Source organism: Legionella sp. km535 (genome assembly GCF_003990085.1).
Lineage (GTDB): Bacteria > Pseudomonadota > Gammaproteobacteria > Legionellales > Legionellaceae > Legionella > Legionella moravica.
Genome location: NZ_RZGU01000015.1, coordinates 25,310 through 41,693, shown reverse-complemented (window position 1 = coordinate 41,693; position 16,384 = coordinate 25,310). Strand labels below are relative to the sequence as shown.

The window sequence follows — 16,384 nt, the reverse complement described above, 5'->3', positions numbered from 1 at the left end:
AGATTATTCGGTTTTCACCACAGAAGTGTCTTTATTTAAAGCTGCTTCCAAAGTATGCCAGGCTAAAGTGGCGCACTTAACCCGTGCGGGAAATGCCTTGACTCCAGCAAGAACCGTCAATTTATCCATAGTGCTCGATTGCTCTTCTTCGTCCAGGGTGAGCATATTATGAAATCGATGAAACAGATCATGAGCTTCTGGTACTGTTTTACCCTTTAATGCATCAGTCATCAAAGAAGCTGAGGCTTGTGAAATCGCACAGCCACAGCCTACAAAACTTAAATCAGTAATCACATTATCAGCAATTTTGGCATATACCGTGAGTTTATCGCCGCATAATGGATTAAAACCATTAGCCTGAGCCGTTGCATCGGCCATATCATGGTGATTACGCGGATTGCGATTATGATCAATAATGATTTCCTGATAAAGTTCTCGCAAATCCGTATTCATGCAAATACCTCTTTCACTTTTTTCAGCGCTTCAACACAGAGATCAATTTCTTGTTGGGTATTGTAAAAAGATAATGAAATTCTTGAAGTCGCTGCCACACCAAAAAAATCCATCAAAGGCATAGCACAATGATGCCCGCTGCGAATCGCAATGCCTTCACTATCCAGAATGGTACCAATGTCATGGGCATGAATCTTACCATGCACAAATGAAATCACTGGGACTTTGTGTTCTGCAGTACCGATGATATTAAAACCTTTGACCGATTCAATAGCCGCTGTGGCGTAACGTAATAATTGAGTCTCGTACTCCGCAACAACCTCAAGATCCAAAGACCATAAATAATCAATAGCGGCTCCCAAGCCAATAGCACCAGCAATATTGGGCGTTCCTGCTTCAAATTTGTGCGGAATCGGGGCAAACTCTGTGCCCTCGAAGCTTACTGAATTAATCATTTCGCCCCCGCCCTGATAAGGAGGCATACCATTTAAAAGCTCTTCTTTCCCCCAAAGTACGCCTATACCGGTTGGACCATACATTTTGTGTCCTGAAAAAGCATAAAAATCACAATCCAGATCTTGGACATCAATAGGTAAATGAGCGGTTGCCTGAGCGCCATCCAATAACACTTTGGCACCGTAAGCATGAGCCATTTCAATCATTTTCTTCACTGGGTTAATCGTACCCAACGCATTGGAAACATAATTAATGGCTACAAATTTGGTATTTTCATTTAATTTTTTTTCAAACTCATCCAGCAACAGTTCACCATTAACTGAGATAGGGGCTACCTGCAGAACGGCTCCTGTTTGTTTGCATACCATTTGCCAGGGAACAATGTTGGAATGATGTTCCATATGAGTAATTAATATCTCTTCCCCCGGTACAATGTGAGGAGCAACAAGACTCTGAGCGACCAAATTAATTCCTTCGGTGGTGCCGCGTACAAAAATGCATTCCTTGGCCGACCTGGCATTAATAAAACGCTTTACTTTGGCTCTGGCCGCTTCATACAGCTCTGTTGCTCTGACACTGAGCGCATGAACCCCTCGATGCACGTTTGAATTATCATGCTCATAATAATGGGTCATCGCATCAATTACCGCTTTCGGTTTTTGTGTCGTTGCTGCATTATCAAAATAAACTAAATCATAATCATTGATTTTCTGATTCAGAATAGGAAAATCCTTACGAATCGCATGAACGTTCAATGATGTAACCGCTGAAGGATTAGTACTCATTAGCGTACTCCAACTGTTGCGTTAATAAATGTCCCATCCAATCAGCCAAGTCACGATTTTGAATGAGGCGTAAATTATCCTGAGCAAAAGCATGAATTAAATATTTGGATGCTTCCATTCTGCCAATGCCACGAGTCGCCAGATAGAATAATGCCTCTTCATCTAATTGCCCAACAGTTGCACCATGAGAGCATAATACATCATCAGCAAAAATCTCTAACTGCGGTTTTGTATCAATTTCAGCATTTGCAGACAGCAGCAGATTCTTATTTTGCTGTTTGGCGTTCGTGTGTTGCGCGTCTTTGGAAACAATCACTTTTCCATTAAATACAGCCCGTGATCGACCAGTTAAAATGCCTTTATAATCTTGTTCACTGGAGCATTCAGGAACAAGATGATGTACGGTTGTATGATGATCCACATGTTGGCCTTCAGCCGGGGCATAAATACCATTCATTAGACAATGAGCATGCTCTTCCTGCAGGTACATGCTGATATCACTACGCACCAATTTCCCCCCCAAACTGAGGGAATGACTTAAAAATTGACTGCTGGCAGATTGGCGCACCGCGATATGACCCAAATGGTAAGCGGATTTACTTTCATTCTGAATTTTATAATGGGAGACGCTGGCGCCAGCTCCAACGCAAACCTCAGTGACTGTGTTAGTTAAATAAGAGCAGCGATCCGCCCCCTTATATTCTTCCAGAAGAGTCACTTGGCTGTCTGCTTCAGCGATGATCAAATGTCTTAGATGTACTGCCTGATTATTCTGATTCTGAGAATGAATTACAGCAATAGGGTCTTCAATACATACGCCTCGGGGAATATACAAAAATACCCCATTATGAATTAATGCGGTATTTAAAGAGTGAAAACCATGTTCCTGGTTCAGTATAGTGCCCAGGTAGGTTTTAATCAGGTCCTCATGTTCAATCAAAGCAAGGGCTAATGGGCGTAACACCACCCCTGCAGGCAATTGCTTCATCCATTCTGGCTCATGAATAATCACACCATCTTGAATGAACAGCTGATGTTTAACGGGCAGATTTGAAGACAAATCAGCATTGGAACTGTTTACAGATTCAGGTATGGTAAAGGGCTGTTTGAGTAAAGAATCCAGTAGCGTATATTTCCAATCCTCATCGTGACGAGTTGGAAAACCATGACGACTTAATTGTTCCAGCGCTTTAGCCTGCATATGCGCAAGCCAGGGAATTGTGGATTGCCCTGCTTTAGCCTGCTGTTGATAAAAACTTAAAATCTCGTTCATCACTGCTCCGTTTCTTCAAGCCAGCTATAACCTTTTTTCTCCAGTTCAAGCGCCAAAGATTTATCACCAGACATGATAATACGGCCGTTTACCAAAACATGGATAAAATCAGGCTCAATATAATCAAGCAAGCGTTGATAGTGGGTCACTAAAATTATAGATCGTTCGGGAGAGCGCATGGCATTAACACCCTGAGATATAATCCGTAATGCATCAATATCCAGCCCTGAGTCGGTTTCATCGAGAATCGCAAGCTTTGGCTCAAGGGCAGCCATTTGAAGAATTTCATTACGCTTTTTCTCACCACCAGAAAACCCTTCATTAATGCTGCGATATAAAAAGCTTTCATCCATATCCAATAATTGACATTTTTCACGAATAAAGCTCAAAAACTCTATAGCATCGAGAGTATTACGGCCCTGTCCTTTGCGAACGGCGTTAACAGAAGCCTTTAAGAAATTGATATTGGTAACTCCGGGGATTTCAACAGGATATTGAAAAGACATAAAAATCCCGGCCTGCGCTCTTTCTTCAGGTGATAGGGGTAATAAATCCTGCCCCAAATAAGTTACTTCACCACTGGTTACCTCATAAGAAGGATGGCCAGCCAACACTTTAGACAAAGTACTCTTACCAGAACCATTAGGGCCCATAATGGCGTGCACTTCACCTGCATTAACCTGCAAATTGATGCCCTTTAAAATTGATTGTGCATTGACTGCGACATTGAGTTCATTAATTTTTAACATATTAACCTACTGCCCCTTCTAAGCTTATTCCTAACAATTTAGTGGCTTCCACCGCAAACTCCATGGGTAATTCTTTCAATACCTGCTTACAAAAGCCGTTTACGATCATTGAAACTGCATCTTCAGTGTCTATGCCTCTTTGTTGGCAATAGAATAATTGTTCTTCACTGATTTTTGATGTCGTCGCTTCATGCTCAACCTGAGCCGTTGGATTTTTTACTTCAATGTAGGGAAAAGTGTGCGCTGAGCACTCACTACCCATTAACATCGAATCGCATTGGGTGTAATTTCGTGCATTAGTGGCCGTTGGCGCAATGCGAACCAAACCTCGATAGGCATTGTGGGCACGACCAGCACTAATCCCTTTTGAAATAATGGTCGAACGGGTATTTTTTCCCAAATGAATCATTTTGGTTCCCGTATCAGCCTGTTGGCAATTATTCGTTAAGGCAACAGAATAAAACTCACCGACAGAATCATCACCCTGTAAAATAACGCTTGGGTATTTCCAGGTTATTGCTGATCCTGTTTCTATCTGAGTCCAGGAAATTTTTGACCGCTTACCTCTGCAGGCACCGCGTTTGGTCACAAAATTATAGATTCCGCCTTTTCCGTCTTTATCGCCTGGATACCAATTTTGTACTGTTGAATATTTAATTTGTGCGCCATCCAAAGCCACCAGCTCTACAACAGCCGCATGCAATTGGTTTTCATCACGCATGGGAGCGGTGCAACCTTCAAGATAAGACACATAACTGTCTGCATCGGCAATAATCAGAGTGCGCTCAAACTGGCCTGTAGAAGCGGCATTGATACGAAAATAGGTTGATAACTCCATGGGACAACGTACCCCCTTGGGGATATACACAAAGGAGCCATCGCTGAATACAGCAGAATTCAAAGCGGCATAAAAATTATCACGATAAGATACAACGGAACCTAAATATTGCATGAGTAGATCAGGATGCTCATGTACCGCTTCTGAAAATGGGCAAAAAATAACCCCTTTTTCAGCCAGTTTGGCTTTAAATGTCGTAGCAACCGAAACGCTGTCAAAAACAGCATCCACAGCGACTCCAGCAAGCATTTCCTGTTCTCTTAAAGGGATGCCCAGCTTTTCATAGGTTCTTAATAATTCGGGATCCACTTCATCAAGGCTTTTAGGCGCGTCTTTTTTACTTTTGGGCGCTGAATAATAAGAAATCGCTTGATAATCTACAGGAGGATAATGCACGCTCGACCATTCAGGATGAGGCATGGTCAGCCAATGCCTGAACGCTTTTAAACGCCATTCCAATAGAAATTCAGGTTCACCTTTTATTGCGGACAAACGACGAATGACGTCCTCATTTAATCCGGGAGGAAAAGTATCCACCTCAATGTCGGTAATAAAACCATGTTGATAATCTCTGTCGAGCAGAGAATTAATTTGCTCACTGCTTTTAGCCACGATTTACTCCACTTGCTAATTGCCGGACTCGATCAACATCCTGTGTATGAAGAGTTGGTTTTGCCAATGCTTCCAGACTGACACTATCCAGCGCAGTTTCTATCGCACGGCTTATTAATCGCCAATTACCCTGAATGGTACATACTCCCTGCAAAGAACAATCATTGGGTTGCAAACTGCACTCAGTAAATCCACGATGTTCTTCCAAAGCATAAATAATTTGTGACACGGATATTTCAGTAGCTGGCCTTTGTAATCGGTATCCTCCGGTTACTCCGCGCACTGAAGTTAATAGCCCTGCACTGGTTAAACGTTTTAATATTTTACTGACTGTTGGTACCGCTAAATGGGTATGAAAGGCAATATCACGAGCATTACAAAGATCCTGTGCATGCTTGGCAAGATACACCATCACTACTGTTCCATAATCAGCCAATTTGCTAAGGCGCAGCATAACACCCCCAAACCGAATAATCTAGTACCGGATAGGTCTTAATTCAGAATAAAATCAGAGAGTGGCTCTCATTCTTCCTTAGACTCTATAGTATAAATATAGTACTAAATTGGTTCTATATATGACAAAAGGCGAATAGTACCTTATTATGAGGAAAATATCCAATGAAAATGCTTTTATTCACAGGGCTGTCCCACATGAATGGTATTTATTTGAACACAAGTGGTAAATTCAGGTCCCTTCTCCCTTTTTAAGGGAGAAGGGCTGGGTTTCTTATCAATTGACATGCTCCATGGGTAAAATTAAGATACATCACACTCAAAATGCTTACAAAATAATTTGATTAAATAAATTCCTCAGGAAACTCAAACGATCGGAGGCATAATAAACCAGATAATACTGATTATTACGCTTCCTCAGTAATCGACTATTCAGGCAATATGGCAACACCTCGTGAGATCTCGCCACCGATTTTGGTGAAGAGCCCTCCGGTATAGATAGTACTGCCACTAAAAATCAGGGCATCAACAGTGTTATTGGCATCAGGGTTCCATCCCGTAGCCTGGCCGGTGCCTAAATCCAGTGCCGCAATACGGTTGCGAGCTTGGCTTCCAATGCTGGTGAATTGCCCCCCTGCATAGACAGTGCTGGCATTAAGAGCCAGGGCGTTAACAGTATTATTGGCATTAGGGTTCCATGCCGTAGCCTGGCCGGTGCCTAAATCCAGTGCCGCAATACGGTTGCGAGCTTGGCTTCCAATGCTGGTGAATTGCCCCCCTGCATAGACAGTGCTGGCATTAAGGGCCAGGGCGTTGACGGTGTTATTGGCGTCAGGGTTCCATGCTGTAGCCTGACCGCTGATCAAATCCAATGCCGCGATACGGTTACGAAACTGGCCGCCGATGCTGGTGAAGCTTCCACCGGCATAAACAGCACTGCCATTGAAGGCCAAAGCATAGACAATATTGTTTGCGGCAGGATTCCATGCGGTAGCCTGGCCGCTGCTCAAATCCAATGCCGCGATACGGTTACGAACCTGACCACCGATGGTGGAAAATAATCCTCCGGCATAAACAGAGCTCCCATTTAGAGCCAAAGCATAAACGGTGTTGTTTGCTGCCGGGTTCCAGGCTGTAGCCAGGCCCGAACCTGAATCCAGTGCTGCAATGCGGTTACGGGCTTGACCGCCGATGCTGGTGAATTGTCCCCCTGCATAAACGGTGCTGCCATTAAGAGCCAGGGCATAGATAATGCTGTTTGCGTCAGGATTCCAAGCCGTAGCCTGGCCGGTACTTAAATCCAATGCCGCAATGCGGTTACGAGCTTGACCGCCGATACTGGTAAAGCTTCCCCCTGCATAGACAGTGCTGCCATTATGGGCCAGGGTCAAGACGAAGTTATTTGCACTAGGGTTCCATGCGGTAGCCTGGCCGGTACCGGTATCCAGTGCCGCAATGCGGTTACGGGCTTGACCGCCGATGCTGGTGAATACCCCCCCGACATAAACGGTGCTGGTATTGATGGCCAGACTGTAGACGGGTTGATTTGCGCTAGGATCCCATGGATCAGCCTGACCAAAAGCTGAATCCAGTGCCGCTATGTAATTACGTGCTTGTCCACCGATGATGGTGAAGGCTCCTCCGACGTAGACGGTACTGCCATCAAGAACCACAGTTCTGACGTAGCTGTTTGCGTCTGGGTTCCATGCTATAGCCTGACCGGTGCCCAAATCCAGTGCCGCAATATGGTTTCGAGCAAAGCCCCCGATGTTGGTGAAGTTTCCTCCAGCATAGACAGCGCTAGCATTAGCTGCCAGAGCATTGATAGTGCTGTTTGCGTTTGCGTCCCATACTGTAGCTTGGCCGGTGCCTGTATCAAGTGCCGCAACGTAGTTACGGGCTTGACCGTCGATGCTGGTGAATCCCCCTCCGGCATAGACTATGCCCTCATTAAGGGCCAGTGCATTAATACTGCTGTTTGCGTTTGGGTTCCATGCTGTAGCCTGGCCGGTGCCCATATCCAATGCGGCGATACGGTTACGAAACTGGCCTCCAATGCTGGTAAAATCACCCCCAACATAGATCGTGCTGCCATCCAGGATCAAGGCTCTGACGGCGCTGTTTGCGTTGGGGTTGAACTGAACATCAACGGTGTAGTCGGATAAAATATGAGCGATTCGGTTGCGTGCAACGCCTCCGACTTGTGTAAAGTCTCCTCCAATAAACCATCCACCAGTACCATCTGAGATAACCGTGAACACATCACTGTTCACCCGGGGAGCAGTTGGTAACGTTTGTGAACTGGCCTCATCAATTGCAACGCCAAAGCCGGTGTTTGGCCCCACTGCAGTAAAATCACCACCTAGATAAATGATATTATTTACTGAATCTAACGCCATAGAGTATACCTCACCATTGGTTATCCAAGGGAAGTTGACGGTAAGGCTGGCGTTGATACTGTTCGTATTACTTCCTGAAACAGGCGCAATAATTGGTCCATGCGTCACAGTGCCCGGGGTGAAGGTGAGTTGGCAACTGCCTCCTGGAGCAATACTCAAGCAGTTCGAGGCATCTTGGGTGACATCACTCCAATCAGCAGGCAAAGTTGCTGATACGTTCGTTGCTGTCGTGGTCAGGGAGTTGTTGGTAATTGTTAAAATTCGGGGTAATCCGGAAAGCGCCGGATAAGCCGGGAACAGAATTAATGGAGAACCCGTCACTGAAATTGATGCGTCATCAGGCACAGGATTGACTCGGGTAATATGCAGAATATTGGCCTCGGGTGGGCGATAACATTGACTTGCACTGAATTGCGCACAGAGTACTGGGCCCTTGTGAATTCCTGTAGCGGGCATCTCGTTCCCATTGATGGTCAGTATCAGTATGCAGGTACTTCCTTTGGTCGCAAGCTGACAGGGCGAGGCGCTAAGGCCAGCTGGCGTGTTTTCGGGACGAGAGTCTAATATCAGATTTTTTAACTTGGCGGATTGATTGGTGACTCGATAGAGTACTTTAACCGTACCGTTGGATGGCACTGTAACAGTCGTTGCCGTTAACGGTTCAAACGTCCATAATGCCTTCCCTGCTTGCCCTGTCCCTCCCGCCAACCAGAAGCACAGAAAGGCTAATACCCTGCCTAAAAACAGGTGGCTTTTTTTGTTAGTTTGCTGCATGAATTCTCTCCTTAAGTCACATAGACAGGATTAACCAATAATACATTATTAAAGCGGTGATAACGCGCTATTCGCGTTTCTGCACAGGATGGATGGTTTGGTAAAACAGTCGATACAGCGAGTAAAAAGAAGTAACGTTTCATGGTGCTCCTTGCATGATACAGAGTGATAATCCAGTTTTAGTCTGTACACAATCTAAAACTGCTTAAAACAATAAGAGTCATTACTATCCGTAGATTCTGGCGGGGATTAAAGGCCGATGAATGCGGACAAAGTGTGCGTTAAATGCACAAGGGAGATAATAAAAAAGGAAGTATAAAGCAGGCGTCGTTCAAATGACGCTTCAAGGAACAATCCATTATTCTTATCTCTAAAGAAAATAGTAACAGCTTTGATGTTCCAGTAAAAGTGACCGTAGCTTTTTGAGACCTACGGATCGAACCAAATCACAGAGGGTTGAAGTCTGAATTGCCAAAACGGGTAAAGAGCACGACTCATTCTGATAGGCTCAAGCCCCATCAAAGGTACCCTTTTCTAAAAAATTCAGTATGAGTTTCTGCGTTTTAAAATTATTCATAATAAAGGTATGAGTAGAATTTATAACGACAATATCGGCTTTTCCATCCAAATCAGCAGATGAAGGCGGTACTTTTGCATCAAATCGCCCCGCGATTATCCCCATTTTAATTTTTGGCACGGGTACATGATGCACGTAAGATGATTCTTCGGAACTCAGTTCTGCCAAAGGCTTTATGGGCGATGTAAAGAATGGAAATAGTTTTGTAGACATTCTTGCTAAAAACGACCCTTGGTTCGGCGGAGCCATCATAATTAAATAACCAATATTCTTTAATTGTTTTTCCGACATTTTGGCTAGAGCTTCTCTAACAATTATTCCCCCAAGACTATGCGTAATGAAATGAACTTTAACCTCGGGATTATTTTCTAATACCTGACCAATGTACCGGGATAAATGCATGCTGTGTTCGTGAATCGTATATTTCGGGGAAGGATAACTGTATGAATATACAGTATATCCCTGATGTTCCAAAAAGGATTTTAATAAACTCATACTCATTGACGTACGCATTAATCCATGAATTAAAACAACCAGTTCACGCTTGTTTTTTTCTTTATTATTCACTTCTGCATAAGCGGGCAGAACGATACCTGCCCCAATGAATAACATCAAAATAAATTGAATGATTAAGAGTTGATTGCGAATGAATTTAACCATTGTACTCCCTGTCAGTTTTTGAACAATACACCATCCCCTCATTCGCATTAATACGAAGTGAGATACTGTAAGGGAATATAGTACCATTTATTTAAATTTCTTGTATAAGGCCCAGCCTATCAAAAAGAGAACCAATATAATGACTGCCTAAAAGCAGCATCAAAGGAAGAAAATAGATAAAAAATTGTAGGGCTCCATAAGTAAAATGGTGCTCAGAATTTTCTTCATGATAATGCATCTCGTCGGGATGATACTAAAAAGTTTGGCATAAATTCCAACTAATAACCAATTTTTACACTTGCTAATCTCGTCTAAAGGATTAAGAATAAAGAATCTTATTATTTTTTTCAGGAGACAGGATGACTCATGATAAAGAAATCAGTGATCTAATGCAGTCTGTTGCAGAAAAAAGCCTGCAAATCATTACTGACTTAAAAGAAATGCCAAACCAGCTTCCTGCCTTATTGAGTCAATTTATTGATTTAACAGAAAATTTCCAAAATTTAATTACCGTCGTATTAAATAACCCCGAAAAAGTTTGGCAAATGCAATTGGAGTATTGGAATGATGCAGTCAACCTGGCTCAAAACCAATTAAATCATTGGCTGCAAGGGAAAACCATGCCCATTGAAGATCATCGATTCCATGGAGAGGACTGGATTAATAATCCTTTTTTTAACTTATTAAGCCAACAGTACCTTCTCGCCAATCAACACATGAATTCCTTATTGGAAAAAATGGAATATGGGGATAAAAATTTAGCAAAACGCGTGCGTTTTTTCGTCAAACACTATTTAGATGCACTCTCTCCCGCTAATTTTATCCACACGAATCCACAACTCATTGCTGAAACCATTCAAAGTCGTGGTAAAAATCTATTGCATGGTTTGCATAATCTGCTAAATGACCTGGAAATCAATTCAGCACGATTGAACATCAAAATGACCGATTCCGAAGCATTCAAACTTGGAGTCAATATTGCAACTACTCCTGGAAAAATAGTGTTTCGTAATGACATGATGGAATTAATTCAATACACCCCACAAACAAGCAAAGTAAAACAAATACCCCTGCTCATAATTCCACCATGGATCAACAAGTATTATATTTTAGATTTAAGCCCCCATAATTCATTAATAAAATGGCTGGTTTCTCAGGGAATTACGGTATTTATTATTTCCTGGGTAAACCCTGATGAACGATTTGCCAAAAAAAGCTTATACGATTATTTAAAAGAAGGGCCTATGACCGCCATTGCAACCATTCAGAAGCAATTAAACGTCAAAGAAGTGAATGCATTAGGATTTTGCATTGGAGGCACACTGCTTGCTACTTTATTGGCTTACAATAAAAAGCACCAGAATAACTCGATTCGCAGTGCGACCTTCCTCGCGGCAATGATTGATTTTAGTGATCCCGGTGATATATCGGTTTTTATTGATGAGCAACAGATTAAAAAGCTGGAAGAGGAAATGGATGCAAAAGGCTATCTTGATGGTAAATTTATGGCCTCCAGTTTTAACTCTCTAAGAGCAAACGATTTGATATGGTCATTTTTCATCAAAAATTATCTGCATGGAAAAAATCCGGTTCCTTTTGATATTCTGTATTGGAATGCGGATTCAACCAACATGCCAGCTACGATGCACTCACAATATTTACGCTGGATGTATTTGCATAACGATCTGGTAAAACCGGGTAAAATAAAACTCAATCATACTCCAATTGATGTTAGAGCCATTGATATCCCCACGTTTTTCCTTTCAACACAAAAGGATCATATCGCTCCATGGAAAACCACTTATATTGGTTTTCAACTCATGAATGGGCCTAAACAATTTGTATTAGGTGGCTCAGGACATATAGCGGGTATTATTAACTCCCCAGCTACAAAAAAATACGGTTATCGCACCAACTACACGTGCCCGAAGAGTGCAGATGAATGGTTAGAACATTCCGTCGAACATCCAGGCTCCTGGTGGGAAGAGTGGCTCAGTTGGCTAAAAACTCATTCGGGTAAATCCATCATGGCACCGGTACTGGATCAACTTCCTTTATCGCCGCTAATGGATGCACCGGGAAGTTACGTACTGAAAAAATAATTCGCATGAAGGCGTGTTAGAGATAATAACACGCCAAGCTCCTACTGCCCCAACAATCACAATGAGATTGAATGTTATTCTATCCCCATGAAGCCAGGACAGTTTCAAAGAGCAGGAACAACTCATCTGCCGCTTACTCTGATTTTACTTCGATTTTTCTATTGTTTTTACCTTTGGATATCATTTTTGGAATTTCTACGGACAATACTCCATTTCTAAACGTAGCATCAATTTTAGCGTCATCAGATACACCTTCCAGGTTGAATTGACGAGAAAATGAGCCGCTGGTGCGTTCAGTACAAATAAAATTTTTCCCTTTTTCATTATGCTCTGAACATAATTCACCAGATAAAGTTAATAAACCATTGCCAAAATGTACATTCAAATCTTTAGCCTCCATTCCGGGCAAATTTGCTTTTACAATATAGCAATGTTCCTTTTCTTCAATATCGACTTCTGGCCATAGTTCATTTTTTAAAAATGAAGACAGATTTTTACCACCACTTAATAAATTATTTTGAAATAAGGTATCTACATCGTCTTTTATGTGTCGCAGCATATTCCATGGCTCATATTGCATCAGGTTCATGATAACCTCCTTATATTTAGACAATAAATAATCAATCGATCTAATAATAGTACATATTTACTGAGATTCCAGATCCATTGCATCTTTATTTCAGAGAGGTTACTTAACCTGGCTTTTAGACAGGCTTTATGCGCCTGCCTTACCAGAATGCTGCCCTTGTATGAGTTCGGCTTCCCATGTTTTCCCAAAAACTTCCAGGCTTAATTTAATCACGCCCTTCTCTGGATCGATAAAAGCTGTAGTCGCAGCATGCCATTGCATGCCTGGTAGAATGTCAGCTTTATGAGTAGCCTTTTGAATCCAGACTTTAGATTCCTCATTCCAGGAGCGTGTATAAACACTTCTGCATCCTACGCCTAGAGGTCTGATTAATCGCAACAATAAACGTTTTCCAAAATCAAGAGGCCATAAATCCAGTGCAGGTGAATCGCTCCAAACCTCAGCTTGTGTTGTTAAAGGAGTTAATCCCAGAGCAAGTGCCCATAGATCCAATAAAATATCCTTCTCACCCTGAGAATCATAAAAAGCAAGGGTAAGCGGTGTCTGCTCATAACCTAATGAGCGATCTCTTTGCGCATATAATCGAGTCTGTCCTTGAGGAGTAATCCCGGTTTGTAGCATCATGATGCATTCAGGTTCATTATCACACGTCACCCGATAGTGAAGTGTAAGACCTGATTGTAAATCAAGGGCTTCAGCAAGCTCATTATTCCGTTGTGCACTGACAATATAATCGCCATCTGTTGGATAATAAAAAAGATTAAATTGTTTGGGCTGGTTGGGTTTATGTGTGATGACATTAGAAAAATGATAAGGCACCATCTCGCTGGAAGGTCTTACTCCTTTTTGTACCTGAATGTAAAAGCGATGCTCTTTATCAAATTGTTCACAAGCAGCAATAGGTAATCCTGCTGTGATCCAATCTCCAGTATTAGGCTTTAAACTCCCCTTTTTTAGATACGGAAGCAAAATATATTGTCCCCCATAATCTCGAAGCAATATAAAATTCCCCCAAGACTGATCTATTGCTGCCTTATGATGCTTCACATTGGCACTATCACGCATTTCTACGACACTTGCGTTTACAGGAGCATAAACAGGATGCTCGTCCACCTCATCAATACGTGCAAAATAAAAGTGATTCTCCTTTGAATCTAATGCAACTCGCCATTCCTCCGCAAAAAATTGGGTGATAAAAATACTCTCCAAATGAATGCCTCGTACAGACTCCAAGCGGTATCGTTCCCAGGCAATTTCAGGTGAAACAGGCATATCCAAATTTAAAGGACCTTTCTTTTTTTTGATTCTGTAATTTAGACCACCTAACCAAAAATAAGTACTTAGCAAAAAGGGCAGAACCAAAAGGGGAAGCTGAACAGGGAATAATAGTTTATAGAGAACAACAACTGACAGGGCAGCCAGAGCACTTCCACATAAAGCAACAAAATAACTGAACTTACCTGGAACCATGAAAATTCCACCGATAGCTATAGTCGCCAACATAAAATTATATCCTGTTTGGGTAATCAGCATATCATAACCAAACAGGTGTAAGGTCAAGGCGCCAATAATATAACCAGAAATCACTAAAAAAGTAAGATATCGAGAAGCTACAAATAACCCCAAAAAGATAAGCGCACCCGGGAGCGGATATGGAACAAGCATTAATCCACCTACAGTAGAAAAAAAGACATCAGACCAAGGGAACGACATAAATGAAGGCAAATTCGCCTGAACGAACATCAATGATGGAAATGATACCAATTGTTGTTCGTGAAAAAGGATAATTAGAGGCCATGTGCCTAAAACAAAAGGTAAAGTCATCAAAGGCACCTTGCCTAAATTCCACATAAAATTACATAACCAATTGGTACACGTTGTTATAAATAAGGTAATAATAATCAACCCCAAAAATAACTGAATCGATATTGGATAATAGGCACTTAAAAACAAACCACAAAGCAAGCCATTAACCAGATGCAGATCACCAGGAGGATTTATCGATAATAATCGACCAAAGATCGAAGTACACAGTAAACTAAACAGGCCAGCGAAGGCTGTTCTGGGCGATGCCCAGCTGATTAGCGCAAACCATGCTCCGACCCAGGGTGAATAACAAAAAAACACCGTTGCATAGGCACGGAATAAACGATGCACTACATTCGTTTTAAACGAATAAACTGAATTGAAATTTAAAATAGTACTTAATCTAGTTGATAACATGACAATATCCATTCTTAAGTCATTAAAATTTAACACTACTCGTCAATTGTTCCAGGCTTCTTTTGAATCTCAAGCTCTCTTAATGCTAGAGGAACATGTTCCAATGATTGTAGCGTCTCCAAGCGTTCAGCTTCTCTAATAACTTCAACATTCCCCTGCTCCATAATCATGATGATGTTAGGTCGATATTGAATAAATTGCATCCATTGAGTGTTATTATAAGCACCCGTGTTCGTGATCATTAATGGCTCACCAACGTTGAGCGGTGGCAAAAAAATCGAACTGTGAATGACGTCCAGATTCATACATAAAGAACCATATAAAACAGTATCTTCAGAAATACCATCCAATGGTCTTAAAGGCTTAACCATATGGTTATACCAAAATGCGGTAAACAACAGATTGACTCCCGAATCAAGTATACAGCCACGACGTCCATCAGGCAGACGTTTATTACCAACTACACGAGTAATCAAACACTCTGCATCATCAATAACTGCTCTTCCTGTTTCCAGTATTAACATTGGCAAAGGTTTTCCTTCTGCCTCACGGTGAGCAGTCGCAGCCCTCAAGCTGTTTGTAATGGCTTGAGCGTATTGCTCAATTTGAGGAACAATTTGTTCAGGAGATAAATAGATCCCTCTTAAAGCATTAAACGAGGCAAATCCGCCTCCTATATCCAATACACTAATCCTGCAATCTATCTCCCGCTCTGCAGCGTCCATAAAGGCACACATAATGCGCACTTGCTCGGCATATGCTCGTGTATCGAGAATAAATGTTCCTATATGGCTGTGTAATCCGGTTAACTCAAGATGCTTGCTTCCTCCAATACGGAGCACCGCCCTCATCGCTTCACCGTTTTCAATATTAAAACCAAAGCGACTCCATGGTTCTGTATACCCATTGTTAAAATTCAGTCTTATTCCGACTTGAACAACTTCAGACATATCTTTGGCAATTTGTTCAATCATCAGTAATTCATCAAAATGATCGATATTGATAAACGCATTATCTTTTATCGCTTCCTTTAGAAGCTTTTGAGATTTATAAGGACCATTCAAAATAATGCGAGAACCTGGAACGCCTGACTGTTTTGCTTTGGCGTACTCAAAATCAGAGACGACTTCTGCCCAGGAACCTTCCTGATGCGCTATGTGACACACGGCAGACAAGTAATTGGTTTTATAAGGCCAGGCATGTATCATTTCCGGCCAAAGTGCACGAAATACACGAGTAAGATGGCGTATATTTTCTCGGATTTTTTTTTCAGATAATATAAATAAGGGGGAATGATATTGATCAAGAAGGGGCAACACGGGGATTCCATCGATATGACTCTGACAAAATTCATCCCGATATCCATTAAACTTATTCACGCCTCCAGCCTGCTGCATGATGATAGCAGGTTTAGACCATATTTTTTTTTGTTTGCCCATAT

General features: G+C 42.0%; 13 protein-coding genes. 1 reads left to right on the top strand and 12 read right to left on the bottom strand.

The genetic code is table 11. From position 1 onward, the window contains the following. Positions 1-3: 3 nt before the first annotated feature. The 9 genes from sufU to ELY21_RS10020 all read right to left on the bottom strand — a co-directional run bounded on the left by sufU (position 4) and on the right by ELY21_RS10020 (position 10,029). Complete coding sequence (sufU, locus tag ELY21_RS10055) at positions 4-453, bottom strand: Fe-S cluster assembly sulfur transfer protein SufU (protein ID WP_127109138.1); 450 nt, start codon at positions 451-453, stop codon at positions 4-6. Continuing rightward, positions 450-1,694, bottom strand: coding sequence for a cysteine desulfurase (locus ELY21_RS10050; protein WP_127109136.1), 1,245 nt, complete (start codon positions 1,692-1,694; stop codon positions 450-452). Before ELY21_RS10050 ends, sufU begins: the two co-directional genes overlap by 4 nt. Next, entirely contained in the window at positions 1,684-2,967 is a 1,284-nt protein-coding gene (gene sufD / locus ELY21_RS10045) for a Fe-S cluster assembly protein SufD (RefSeq protein ID WP_127109134.1), read from the bottom strand. The genes ELY21_RS10050 and sufD overlap by 11 nt, the downstream gene beginning before the upstream one ends. Next, positions 2,967-3,716, bottom strand: a complete 750-nt coding sequence (sufC, locus tag ELY21_RS10040) for a Fe-S cluster assembly ATPase SufC (RefSeq protein WP_028383740.1) — start codon at positions 3,714-3,716, stop codon at positions 2,967-2,969. The genes sufD and sufC overlap by 1 nt, the downstream gene beginning before the upstream one ends. Position 3,717: 1 nt before the next feature. Next, positions 3,718-5,166, bottom strand: a complete 1,449-nt coding sequence (sufB, locus tag ELY21_RS10035) for a Fe-S cluster assembly protein SufB (protein ID WP_028383739.1) — start codon at positions 5,164-5,166, stop codon at positions 3,718-3,720. Continuing rightward, positions 5,159-5,620 carry an SUF system Fe-S cluster assembly regulator gene (locus ELY21_RS10030; protein WP_028383738.1) on the bottom strand — a complete coding sequence of 154 codons (462 nt, stop codon included), beginning with the start codon at positions 5,618-5,620 and terminating at the stop codon, positions 5,159-5,161. The genes sufB and ELY21_RS10030 overlap by 8 nt, the downstream gene beginning before the upstream one ends. Positions 5,621-6,047: 427 nt before the next feature. After that, the gene (locus ELY21_RS10025; protein ID WP_127109132.1) at positions 6,048-8,792 is read right to left on the bottom strand and encodes a hypothetical protein; all 2,745 of its coding nucleotides are present in this window, start codon (positions 8,790-8,792) and stop codon (positions 6,048-6,050) included. Between the two features lie 11 nt (positions 8,793-8,803). Further along, the gene (locus ELY21_RS15925; protein ID WP_255411183.1) at positions 8,804-8,935 is read right to left on the bottom strand and encodes a hypothetical protein; all 132 of its coding nucleotides are present in this window, start codon (positions 8,933-8,935) and stop codon (positions 8,804-8,806) included. A 365-nt stretch (positions 8,936-9,300) separates the two neighbouring features. Next, on the bottom strand, positions 9,301-10,029 hold the full coding sequence (locus ELY21_RS10020; protein WP_127109130.1) for a triacylglycerol lipase: 729 nt from the start codon (positions 10,027-10,029) through the stop codon (positions 9,301-9,303). 359 nt (positions 10,030-10,388) lie between these two features. Between ELY21_RS10020 and ELY21_RS10015 the strand changes: the two genes are divergently transcribed. Next, complete coding sequence (locus ELY21_RS10015; protein ID WP_127109128.1) at positions 10,389-12,131, top strand: alpha/beta hydrolase; 1,743 nt, start codon at positions 10,389-10,391, stop codon at positions 12,129-12,131. Between the two features lie 133 nt (positions 12,132-12,264). Here ELY21_RS10015 and ELY21_RS10010 read toward each other — a convergent pair whose 3' ends face one another. The 3 genes from ELY21_RS10010 to ELY21_RS10000 form a co-directional block, all read right to left on the bottom strand. Further along, a complete protein-coding gene (locus ELY21_RS10010; protein WP_127109126.1) occupies positions 12,265-12,720 on the bottom strand; it encodes an Hsp20/alpha crystallin family protein in 456 nt (151 codons plus the stop codon). Positions 12,721-12,846: 126 nt separating this feature from the next. Beyond that, the gene (locus ELY21_RS10005) at positions 12,847-14,943 is read right to left on the bottom strand and encodes an urea transporter (RefSeq protein ID WP_158618545.1); all 2,097 of its coding nucleotides are present in this window, start codon (positions 14,941-14,943) and stop codon (positions 12,847-12,849) included. Between the two features lie 35 nt (positions 14,944-14,978). Further along, on the bottom strand, positions 14,979-16,382 hold the full coding sequence (locus tag ELY21_RS10000) for an alanine racemase (RefSeq protein WP_127109122.1): 1,404 nt from the start codon (positions 16,380-16,382) through the stop codon (positions 14,979-14,981). Between the last annotated feature and the right edge of the window lie 2 nt (positions 16,383-16,384).